Genomic DNA, 10,268 nt, shown 5'->3' with positions numbered 1-10,268 from the left:
GCCGCTGCGGCCGCGGCCGCCCGGATCGGACGCCGGGTGATCCGCGTGCACGGGGTAGGCCGGCTGGCCGATGTGCTGGTCTTGGGGTGGGACGGTGAGACGGCACCGGCTGCCGGCCTGGCGCCGACGCTCCGGATTGGTTTGTCGCCGGTGCCGACCCTTGTGTGGGCGGCGTGCCTGCGCGCGGCGTGGCCGCGGCCTGAACGCGCGCCGTTTCCGGGCGGGCCGTTTAGACGTTTCGCCATTGTGGCGTTGTGTTCTCAACTGGGCGCGGACCGCGAAGCGGTGGAGCGGGCACTCGAGCGGACCTTGCCAGAGGTCGGCCTGATCTCCGTGGACGGGGACGAACTGCGGCTGGGGGCGGCCGTTGCGGCGTTTCCTGCTGTGGTGGTGGAGGGCCTGCGCCGCGGACACCATCTGCTGCCGGCTCCCATGGCGGATGAGCAGGCGAGCGGGGAGCCGGATTCGGCGGTGCCGCCGCATGAGGTCCGGGCCGATGCCGAAACAGCGCTTGAGATGTCCGATGGGTATGTGGTGCGGTCAGTGATCGCCACACTGGAGACGGCTCGTCGGCCGGTGCCCCGGGGTGAGCTGCCGATGCTGGCTGATCCGGCGATACGGGCCGCGGTGGAGCAGGCATTGCTGCCGTGCGGGCGGCAACTGCTGCAGACAGCGGAGGGCAACTGGGTCACCGGGTTTTGCGACCCGCTCGCCAATGCCCTGGTGGCTGAGGAGGTCGGGACCCTCAACCCGGTGGACCGGGCCGTGTTGGCCCTGGTCCTGTTGCACACGGTGGCGATTCCGAGAGCTCGGGGGCGGCACCGGCACAGCCGTTGGACGGGGGAAGCCCACACCGTCACCCTGGCGGAGCTCGCCTCCAACCGGCGGATCTCCAAGGCCGCGATGAGGACGGCACTGCGCAGGCTGCGGGCGGCGGGCATGGTCGCGGAGACCACCACGGGCCGTTACCTGCCCGGCCCCGCGCTGGAGCGCATGAGCGAGGCCCGCAGCAACCTGCTCTGGGAGGACCTGATCCTGGTCGGTCGGCCCGGCGGGCAGCTGGCCGCCGCCATCCGCCGGCGGCGTGGCCTCGAAGTCCCCGCGCCTCGCAGCGAGTTATCTGAGATCCCGACAGAGACGGACCGCATGTGAGTCAGCAGATCCCTAGTGCACGTGGCAAGCGGGGAGTGATCGGCACCCGTCAGCTGGTCGCTGTCCAGACATTCTCCATTGCCCGTCTGACCTCCCACCCGGTGGCGATCGTCCCCGGCACATTCGTCGCGGTGACCGGGCGGGGGCCGAAGGACTCCAATGAGTCGGGAAAGACCAGCTTCCTGTCTGCCCTGGCCCTCTTGCTGGGAGACCCGGAATGGCGCATGACGGGCGGTGGCTCCGTGCACGCACCCAGGCTGCTGTTCGAGCCCGTCACCGCCGGCGCCTCGCCAGAGGTGAACGAGGCCGCCTCGATCGGCTATGTGGTGGGCGTCTTCGCCGAACCCGAGGATCCGTGGGGCAGCGCGCACACCGTGTGGCTGCAGGTGTCGGCCAAGTCACCGCACATCGAGGTCCGGCACAAGGAAGGGGTGCACCTTCTGCTCAGCGGAGATGATCGCAGCCAGCACGAGCTGGCTCCGGGGTTCTTCCGCGCGCTCGGTGGTAAACCCCTGGGGGCCACGGACTACGCGGAGGTCCTCTACGGCCGCGCCCCGCGTCTGCTGGCCTACATCATCAGCCGCGGCGGCATGCGGTCGCGGCCCTCTTTGCTGAAGCTGGATGCGGGCACCTTCACGCCCGTGCAGATCGGGGAGGCGCTGCTCGATCTCACCGGCAAGGCCGGCATGCTCGCCACGGACGTACAGGCCCGCAAGGATCTGGCTAGGACGCAGAAGAACCTGGCCGACAAACTGGCCGATGCCGAGAAGTCCTGGCACGAAGAGGAAATCATCCTTCACTCTGTCGAAACCCGGCAGCGGGCCCGGCTGGAGGCCGGCCGGGCTCACCGCTTCTGGCGACTGGCATCGGCACGCGCCGCCCTTGATGCCGTCGTCTACGAGCGCCGGATCGGCAGCAGCCTCGCCCGTGTCGAGGATGATCTGGCAGCTCTGGCTGCGCGGCATGATGCCGTGCAGGGCCAGCTCACCAAAGCCCGCGACATCGGCCAGCTCCGGCAATCGGCCCGTTCCGCACAGTTGCGCAGCGACGAGCATCAGCGGGAGGTGGAGGAGGCCAACGAGAAGGTGGGACTGCTTCGAGGCGACTTGAAGCGGGCGCAGCAGGATCACCGCCAGGCGCGGCAGCAGGCCGAGGACTACGCCGGCCCCTCCCCCACCGAGCTCGCCCAGCACGTCAGCGACCAGGAGGCGCGTCAGCTCGAGGTGAAGGCGGAACTCCTACTGGCTCGGGGACGTGTCAGGGCGCTGGAGGGAGAGCTGGCCGAGGCCCAGGAGGGGCGCACCGGCCAGGCGGGGGCGGCGTTGCGGGCCATGGAGGGGGTAACGTCCCACCGGAGGGTGGGGCTGATGGCCACCACTCGCCTCCGTCCTGAAGCGCGGTCCCAGTGGGAGGCCCGCCTGGCGCCGTGGAGGGAGGCGGTCTGTGTCGCCTCCGATGCCCTGGAGGATGCCAGCCGTGCGGTGAGTACTCTGCCCGGGACCATCCTCATCTGCGGACCGTCGAGCGAACCGGAAGCGGCAGGTTCCGGCGCCCCGGATGGCTTGCCCGAGGGCATCCTGGACGCCGATCCCCTGGCGGTGCCGTTCCTGCATGCACTGGCCGATGCCACCGAGGTGACGGTTCCTCCGCATGCCTGGCTGTCCGGGCTGGGGGTCCGCGTCATCGGAGGCTTCGAGAAGCCGATCGCTGGCCAAGAAGACATCTGCGCCCACCTTGAAGGGCGGCGGGACCTGGCCCGGGCCCAGTGCACTGCGCTGGAGACCGCAGCCGACCTGCACCGTCGCCGGATCGCCGAACTGCGCCGGGACATCAAACGGGCCGAGGCCCAAGAGCTCGCACAGCGGCTCGTTCCCAAGATCCGCGACCTTGAGGACACACACGCCCAGTGCGTTGCCGCGCTGCCCGGGCTGCGTACGTTGGCCAAAGAGGCAAGCGAGACAGCGCATGAGGCCCAGACGGCGTTCGTCACCGCGAAGGAGCGCGCAGACAAGCTCGAGGGCGAACTGCGGAAGCTGAAGGACGACAGGGCGCAGGCGACGCGGAGGAAGGAGAAGCTGGAGGAGCTCCGCAGGGGGTCAAGCACCGACCGGGCACGGATGATCTGGACGGGCTCTGAGGAAGAGGCTCTGGAGGAGCTCAACTGGAGCTGCCTGCCCGAGGACGAGCCCGGCGCGGAGCCGGCCGACGGCATCAACTCCTACGACGTCGTACCACGGGACACCGAGCGCCCGCCCGAGGTCCGCACCTGTGCGGACCTTCGCAGCGAGAGCCGGTCCCGGCTGACAGCGGCGCTGACGAGGCTCGCCGCAGACACGGCAACCACCGGTGTGGCCACCGTGGAGATCGCCGACGCCCTGCACCATCACGAGGCGCACACCCACGATCCGCACGACACCATCTTCCGTGGCTCGCTGACCGCGCTGAAGACGTGGCTGGATGAGTACCAGGAGCGGGACGCAGGAGCTCGGGAGCAGGTGGAGGTGAAAAGACGGGAGCGGGAGAACGAACAGAGCTACCTCCACGACCTCGTCGAGGAGTCACGCCAGGCCCTCGAAGAAACCCAGGAGTCCATCAAGGAACGCGTGCACAGTGCGCTGGACCGCATCAGCAACCAGCTCAACCTTCTGCACAAAAAAGAGGGGTACGCAGCCGATCTGCTCTACAGCGTAAGCGCGCCGGAGAGCGCCGAGGGCCAGTGGATCTGTCATGTCGTGCCCCGGTGGCAGCGCAACCCTGGCGGCTCCTTGCTGGCCTACGATGCGCCCACCAACACCGCCCAGGAGAAGCTGTTCTCCATCCATCTCGTCCTGGCCGCCCTGCTGGCTGCACCCGACGCGCGGGGGCGCGTCCTCATCCTCGACGAACTCGGTGACTCACTCGGCGCGGAGCACCGTCGTGAGGTGATCGCCGCACTGCGTGACGCTGCGCTGGAACACGGCATCACCGTGTTGGCCACCTGCCAGGACGGCCTGATGGCGGACGTGGGGCCGATGTGTGGCCAGGTACTGCAGTTCCGCTACTACTCGAAATCCGACCCCCTGAACCGGCCCACTGTGATGTACGGCTTCGACGCCAACCGGCGGCGCGTCAAGCTCACCTTGAATGATCTCGTGGTCAGCCGATCCTGAACGACGTGTGCGCATCCGCCGACGGCCGTTGGCCCGACCCTCGGCACCCACAGCCGGAGCACGGCTCTCGTCGTCGTCTTCGTCCTTGCACTCCTCGTCACCCGTCATCAGTGTCCTCGAAGTCGCAGGGCTCCGCGGCATGCCCGTGACCGTAGTGCACTGCAACCGGACTAAACCGACCATGAGTCCACCGACCGGGCGCGTGGGGCTCGCTGACGTTATGTCCACACCTTAGGAGCTCGCACTAGCACCCACCGGAAACGGTTCGACGGTGCCGGGTCCTTCTCCTGATCACGGATACGCAGAGATCGACCTTCTTGCACCAGGCCAGCCAACCAGCTTGTCACCACCGACCGCGCCCGCAGCCACGCGCTATGACCCGCCCCCCTCCCCCAAGCTTGCAGACCACCCTGACCAGCGCAGACTCGCTCCGCCTGATCCACCCGGCAATAGAGAATCCTTCGACGATCACCGGATTCCGGAACGATCACTGAACTCGCACTTCAGAGGGCTCTTGGGCTCTTGAACCTGCTGAACCTGCACGGAAACCCCAGCTCAGATCAATCCGCCACGACGGTTCGGGATCCTGCGACGATCACTAGATCAGCAGCTCAACGCATCACTCATGCAGTGATCCTGCGTGGATTTGTCAGATGCCGGCCTCGGGGGGTAGACGGCGTGCCCGCAGGTCGGACAGGACCACTTGCGTCATGCCGCTGCCGCTGCGCCGGCCGATCCGAAGACGTCGTCGAAGCGGTGCGCCTGCTCTGTGCGTACGAGGTGGAACGCGCCGCTGCGGTGGCGCAGGGCGTGGGCGGTGTAGTGGACGACTTCGGCCGGAGTGAGGACCTTGAGGTCGCCAAAGACGTAGTACAGGGGGGTCGGGGCGTGGGCCGCGGTGAAGAAGAGGCCGGCGGTCACGGTGTCGGCGCTGACGGCGTAGCGGTCGGTGTCGGTGCTGGGCATGCGGTCTTTGGCGTCGATGGTGACGAGGTCGGCGCCGCGGGCGGCGATGAGGTCGGGGAAGTGCCGCAGGGCGGAGCGGGTCCGGCGCAGGGCTTCCCGTATGGCGGGCGGGTAGGTGCCTTGTCCGCAGGGCTGGACGGTCCAGCCGCGGGCGCGCAGCGCGGCTGCCACCCGACGTTCGTGCATGTCGCCTATGGCCTGGCGGTCCTGCCACTGCGTCACCCTGGTTCCCCTTCGGTTAAGTTCCGCGATCCCTGTGCGTGATACGAAGGATTCATAGTTCGTCCTACCCTCCTGGACGCTATGATGCTCCTCATGGCGGCATACGTTGACCCACGGTTTCGTCCCACTCTGTGGCCTGGAACGCCCGTGCCGACACCGGAGTTGATGCCTCTTCACGAGGCGCGGGCCGACGGTGAATGGATCGTTTGGACCCCGCAGGCCCGTTCCCGTTCGCACACGGTCCCCGTGCCGGAGGACTTCTACCTGCGCGAGTTCATGGAGGTCGACCCCGAGGACCTCGACGCCGTAGCCGCCTTGATGCGCACTTACGGACATCTCGGCGGCAGCATCAACACCGGCAGTTGGGACGAAGACGAGTACGAGCGGCTCAAGGAACTCACCGAGCGCGAACACCCCCGCGCGCCGTTCGCCCTGCACGGCGAACTGGCCACGCTCTACATGACGGAGGCACAGGCCGCCATCACCACCTGGCTGGCCCTGCGCCGCGAGGGCGGGCTCGACGCGCTCGTCGAGCCCGAGGTCTCCGAGGAACAACTGGCCCAGTGGCGTGCCGAGAACACACACCAGGAGGAGGTATGGCCTCGGGACCTGGACCACCTGCGCGAGCTCACCCTGGAATTAAGGATCATGCAATTGGAGAGTGAGCTGAACGCCGCGCTGAAGCGGTTCAGCATCGGCATCGGCGGCCTGGACGACCGCTACCCCACCATCCTCGCCGTGGCGTTCCTCCAGCTCTACAACCACCTCGCCGAGGACGCCACCATCCGCGAGTGCGCGAATGAGACCTGCCGCCGCAGCTTCGTACGCCAGCGCGGGCGCGCCGAGTACGGGCAGAACCGCACCAGCGGCATCAAGTACTGCACCCGCGAGTGCGCCCGTGCCCAAGCGCAGCGCGAACTGCGTCGGCGCCGCAAGCAGCAGACTCCCCCGCTACAGCAGCCGCCGCCCCAGAGCCCGGAGCAGCAGGACAGCCCCGAGCCTGCCGGCCAGGCGGGAGATGCGTCGTGATCAGTCTTCGGGAACACCAGGCGGAGGCCGTCTCGCAGATCCGCGCGTGGGCGGGCTTCCCCGTACGCGCGTCTGCGCCCGCCCAAGGGCTGCGTGGCACGGTGATCTGCGCGACCGGCTCCGGAAAGACGATCACGGCCGCGTGGGCTGCGCTGGAGTGCTTCCGTGGCGGGCGGATCCTCGTCATGGTCCCCACCCTCGATCTGCTCGTGCAGACCGCCCAGGCGTGGCGGAGGGTCGGTCACACGGGGCCGATGGTCGCGGTGTGCTCGCTGGAGAAGGACGAGGTCCTGGAGCGGCTGGGCGTGCGGACCACCACAAACGCGATTCAGTTGGCGCTGTGGGCGGGGCACGGGCCGGCGGTGGTGTTCGCGACGTACGCCTCGCTCGTGGACCGCGAGGATCCCGAGGACGTCACGGGCCGGGCGAAGGTACGCGGGCCGCTGGAGGCTGCTCTGGCGGGCGGGGAGCGGCTGTACGGACAGACGATGGCCCCGTTCGACCTCGCCGTCGTCGACGAAGCCCACTCCACCACTGGTGATCTTGGTCGGCCGTGGGCGGCGATCCACGACAACACCCGCATCCCGGCGGACTTCCGGCTCTACCTCACCGCCACCCCCCGCATCCTCGCCTCCCCCCGGCCGCAGAAGGGCAGGGACGGCCAGGAGCTCGAGATCGCGACCATGGCGTCCGACCCGGACGGCCTGTATGGCGAGTGGATCTACGAGCTCGGACTGTCCGAGGCGATCGAGCGCGGCATCCTCGCCGGGTTCGAGATCGACGTGCTGGAGATCCACGACCCCTCCCCCGTCCTCGGGGAGTCGGAGGAGGCGCAGCGGGGCCGGCGCCTCGCCCTGCTGCAGACGGCGCTCCTGGAGCACGCCGCCGCGCTGAACCTGCGCACGGTCATGACCTTCCACCAGCGGGTGGAGGAGGCGATGGCGTTCGCGGAGAAGATGCCGCAGACAGCCGCCGCACTGTACGCGGCCGAGGTCTCCGACGAGGCCCTGGCCGACGCGGACGCCCTGCCGAAGTCGTCGATCGACGCGGAGTTCTACCAGCTGGAAGCCGGCCGCCACGTGCCCTCGGAACGGGTGTGGTCGGCATGGCTGTGCGGTGACCACCTCGTCGCCGAACGGCGGGAAGCCCTGCGGCAGTTCGCAGACGGCGTCGACGCCGACGGCAAACGGGTGCACCGCGCGTTCCTCGCCTCCGTCCGGGTGCTCGGCGAAGGCGTCGACATCGTCGGCGAACGGGGCGTGGAGGCGGTGTGCTTCGCCGACACCCGCGGCTCCCAGGTCGAGATCGTGCAGAACATCGGCCGCGCCCTGCGCCCGAACCCCGACGGTACGGCCAAGACCGCCAGGATCATCGTCCCCGTCTTCCTCAAATCCGGCGAGGACCCGACCGACATGGTCGCCTCCGCCTCGTTCGCACCCCTCGTAGCCGTCCTCCAGGGCCTGCGCTCGCACTCCGAACGCCTCGTCGAGCAGCTCGCCAGCCGGGCCCTGACCAGCGGGCAGCGGCACGTACACGTGAAGCGGGACGAGGACGGGCGGATCATCGGCACCACGGCCGAAGGAGAAGGCGGGCAGGGCGAGACCGAGGGCGCGGTGGAGTCAGCGCTGCTGCACTTCTCCACCCCGAGAGACGCGGCAACAATCGCGGCGTTCCTGCGCACCCGGGTGTACCGGCCCGAATCCCTGGTCTGGCTCGAGGGCTACCAGGCCCTGCTGCGCTGGCGCCGGGCGAACGAGATCACCGGCCTGCACGCCGTCCCGTACGACACCGAGACCGAGGCCGGCGTCACGGAGGCGTTCCCTCTGGGGCGGTGGGTCCACCAGCAGCGGCGCGTGTACCGTGCGGGCGAACTCGATCCCCACCGCAAGATGCTGCTCGACGAGGCCGGGATGGTGTGGGAACCCGGCGACGAAGCCTGGGAGACCAAACTCGCCGTCCTGCGCTCCTTCCACCGCGCCCACGGCCATCTCGCCCCCAGACGCGACGCCCTATGGGGCGACACCGACAGCGAACTCGTCCCGGTCGGGGAACACATGGCCAACCTCCGCCGCAAGACCGGCCTCGGTAAGAACCTGCAGCGCGCCACAGCCCGCGCCGCACAGCTCGCCCAGATCGACCCTGACTGGGACTGCCCCTGGCCGCTGGACTGGCAACGCCACTACGCCGTGCTCCGCGGTCTCGCCGCCGACGAACCCCACGGCATCCTCCCGGCCATCGCCCCCGGCGTGCTCTTCGAAGGCGACGACCTCGGACAATGGCTGCAGCGACAGACCCGCGAGTGGTTCCAGCTCACCGAAGAGCAGCAGCGCAGACTCTCAGCACTGGGAGTGAAACCCGCCGAGCGATCCGCACCAGCCTCCGCAGAGGGCACGAAGGCCTCCGGGAAGGCATCGGCCTTCCAGCGCGGCCTCGCGGCCCTCGCACAGTGGATCCAGCGCGAGGGCGCCCACAAGGCAGTACCAAGAGGGCACGTCGAAACCGTCGTCATCGACGGCCAGGAACACCAGCACAAGCTGGGCGTATGGATCTCCAACACCAAGTCGAGGCGGGACAAGCTCGACCCCGGCCAGCGGGCCGCACTCGCCGCACTCGGAGTTGAGTGGGCTTAGCAGCAGGGTCGGTCGGGTTGCTGAAGCGTGGCGTGTCCTGCGGAGTGCCTAGACACGGCGACTGAGGCACCGTCCGCCGCCTGCCGTCGCCGAGAACGGCGACATCGTGGCCGCCACGCTCGACGGCGAGGCCACCGTCAAGCGCTTCAAGCGTGAGGACGGCCATGCCTAGCTCCTCCCGCACAAACGCCGCCGGGGCCAGTGGTGCGGGCGGGCTGAGCCGGGCCTGGGTTATAGCGGATCGACGGTGAGAAGGCGCTGGTCGAGGTCCAGGTGGATGATGCCGCCGTTCTGCTCGCGCAGCTGGCGCCATGCGGTGTAGCCGGTGAGGATGGCGTGCTCCCAGTCAGCGGCGCGGCAGATGCTGACTTCGAGGTGGGCGGTCAGGTGGCCGATGGTGGTGAGTAGTTCGTTGTCGATGTGCTTGATGTCGGCGAAGTAGCGGTGGCGGGCGGCGTAGGAGAAGACGAGGGCGGAGATGCCTTCTTCGATGGCAATGGCGCGGCCGCCGTCTTCGGCTTCGTCGGTGTGGGGGCTGCTTTTTCGTTTGCGGCCGAGGAGGAAGCGGGTGACGGGGGACCAGCCGAGGACGGCGGCGTGGGCGAGGTGGAAGGCGTCGTGGAAGCGGTAGTCGTCTTCGATGTGCGAGGCGCTGGTGAGGGGATCGCCAGCGGGGGTGCCGTCTTCGCGGGTGAGGACGATGACGGTACTGCCGTCGTCTCGGGTGGTGGGGGTGAAGGTGAGGGTGGTCTGGCGCGGGAGGCGTTCGTGGTCGGGGAAGTCGTCGTCGAAGCGGGTGTGTTCGGTGTCGGGGGTGGTGCGCCAGCGGTCTTTGGTCTTTTCCAGGCTGGCGGTGGCGATGTCGTCGAGGTCGAGGTCGAAGCGGTGGGCGAGGGCGGCTATGTACCACAGTACGTCGCCGAGTTCTTCGCGTAGCTGATGCTTGCCCTGCTCATGGGCGGGCCCGTCGCGCAGGTGTTTCTTGTAGGCGGTGGTGAGGGAGCCGACTTCTCCGGCGAGGCCAAGTAGGGGAATGAGGACGGGGTCCATGTCCTCGGGGGGAGGTTGGAGGGTTTTGATGGCGGCCTGCTGGTAGCGCTGGAAGTCCACGCCTCACTCC

General features: G+C 68.8%; 6 protein-coding genes and 1 pseudogene. 5 read left to right on the top strand and 2 right to left on the bottom strand.

The genetic code is table 11. From position 1 onward, the window contains the following. The coding region (locus CCN33_RS31825) for a hypothetical protein (protein ID WP_167387769.1) at nt 1-1,152 on the top strand (1,152 nt) is incomplete at its 5' end. Next, nucleotides 1,149-4,301, top strand: a complete 3,153-nt coding sequence (locus CCN33_RS04335; RefSeq protein ID WP_140394463.1) for a hypothetical protein — start codon at nt 1,149-1,151, stop codon at nt 4,299-4,301. The genes CCN33_RS31825 and CCN33_RS04335, both read left to right, overlap by 4 nt. Before the next feature lie 708 nt (nt 4,302-5,009). Here the strand turns inward: CCN33_RS04335 and CCN33_RS04330 are convergent. Continuing rightward, the gene (locus CCN33_RS04330) at nt 5,010-5,489 is read right to left on the bottom strand and encodes a hypothetical protein (protein WP_086691266.1); all 480 of its coding nucleotides are present in this window, start codon (nt 5,487-5,489) and stop codon (nt 5,010-5,012) included. Between the two features lie 246 nt (nt 5,490-5,735). On the opposite strand from CCN33_RS04330, the gene CCN33_RS04325 reads away from it, so the two are divergent. The 3 genes and pseudogenes from CCN33_RS04325 to CCN33_RS04315 form a co-directional block, all read left to right on the top strand. Next, entirely contained in the window at nt 5,736-6,518 is a 783-nt protein-coding gene (locus tag CCN33_RS04325) for a hypothetical protein (RefSeq protein WP_244173644.1), read from the top strand. After that, the gene (locus CCN33_RS04320; protein WP_086691261.1) at nt 6,515-9,148 is read left to right on the top strand and encodes a DEAD/DEAH box helicase; all 2,634 of its coding nucleotides are present in this window, start codon (nt 6,515-6,517) and stop codon (nt 9,146-9,148) included. The genes CCN33_RS04325 and CCN33_RS04320 overlap by 4 nt, the downstream gene beginning before the upstream one ends. A gap of 85 nt (nt 9,149-9,233) precedes the next feature. Continuing rightward, nucleotides 9,234-9,314, top strand: a pseudogene (locus CCN33_RS04315) (LexA family protein); the annotation flags it as partial. 65 nt (nt 9,315-9,379) lie between these two features. Here CCN33_RS04315 and CCN33_RS04310 read toward each other — a convergent pair. After that, nucleotides 9,380-10,258, bottom strand: coding sequence for a nucleoside triphosphate pyrophosphohydrolase family protein (locus CCN33_RS04310; RefSeq protein WP_086691259.1), 879 nt, complete (start codon nt 10,256-10,258; stop codon nt 9,380-9,382). Between the last annotated feature and the right edge of the window lie 10 nt (nt 10,259-10,268).

The sequence above is a fragment of the Streptomyces recifensis genome (assembly GCF_002154615.1).
Lineage (GTDB): Bacteria > Actinomycetota > Actinomycetes > Streptomycetales > Streptomycetaceae > Streptomyces > Streptomyces griseoluteus.
The sequence above is the reverse complement of the archived record's forward strand: the minus strand, read 5'-3'. Positions and strand labels throughout refer to the sequence as shown.